The following is a 1110-nucleotide window of genomic DNA, read 5'->3' as shown; positions in this document are numbered from 1 at the left end:
AGCAAGATAAAATTGCTTTCCTCACCAATGAACTTGCGTCTAAACGTCCGCTACTGCCACGCGATTGGGAACCATCAGAGCCTGTCAAAGAGGTGTTAGACACCTGTAAGATCATCGCTCTGCAACCGCGCGAAGCGTTCGGTGCTTACGTCATCTCAATGGCTCGTACCGCCTCAGACGTACTCGCAGTGCACCTATTACTGCAAGAAGCGGGCTGCCCTTACCGTATGGATGTTTGTCCTCTGTTCGAAACTCTAGACGACTTGAACAATGCGGAATCGGTCATTAAGCAGCTAATGAGCATCGACCTTTACCGTGGCTTTATTCAAAACCACCAAATGGTCATGATCGGCTACTCTGATTCAGCAAAAGATGCGGGTGTCATGTCAGCAGGCTGGGCTCAGTACCATGCTATGGAATCTCTAGTTAAAGTGGCAGAAGACGAAGGTGTTGAGCTGACTCTGTTCCATGGTCGTGGCGGCACCGTTGGTCGCGGCGGCGCACCTGCACACGCGGCTCTGCTGTCTCAACCACCAAAGAGCTTGAAAGGCGGGTTACGCGTAACAGAACAAGGCGAAATGATCCGCTTTAAACTGGGTCTACCAGATGTTGCGGTAAACAGCTTCAACTTGTATGCAAGCGCCATTTTGGAAGCAAATCTACTGCCACCACCAGAGCCAAAACAAGAATGGCGCGACTTGATGGAAGTCCTGTCGGAAGTGAGCTGTGAAGCTTACCGTGGCGTCGTCCGTGGCGAACCAGATTTTGTTCCATACTTCCGTCAAGCGACGCCTGAACTAGAGCTAGGCAAACTGCCGCTTGGTTCACGCCCTGCGAAACGTAATCCAAATGGCGGTGTAGAAAGCTTACGTGCAATTCCTTGGATCTTCTCGTGGAGCCAAAACCGTTTGGTGCTTCCGGCTTGGTTAGGCGCAGGTGAAGCTATTCAGTACTCAGTAGACAAAGGTCATCAGGCGCTACTGGAAGAAATGTGTCGCGAATGGCCGTTCTTCTCAACTCGCCTAGGTATGCTTGAGATGGTGTACACCAAGTGCAACATGGAAATCTCTCGCTACTATGACCAACGCCTAGTTGAACCTCAACTTCAAC

Annotated in this window: 1 protein-coding gene; it reads left to right on the top strand. The window is 50.9% G+C overall.

The window, feature by feature from the left end; genetic code table 11:
* The coding region (locus R7070_RS26235; protein ID WP_318141519.1) for a phosphoenolpyruvate carboxylase at positions 1-1110 on the top strand (1110 nt) is incomplete at both ends.

Source organism: Vibrio sp. 1557 (assembly GCF_033340175.1).
GTDB lineage: Bacteria > Pseudomonadota > Gammaproteobacteria > Enterobacterales > Vibrionaceae > Vibrio > Vibrio alginolyticus.
Note: the sequence above shows the minus strand (reverse complement) of the source record. Positions and strands in the feature narration are given on the sequence as shown.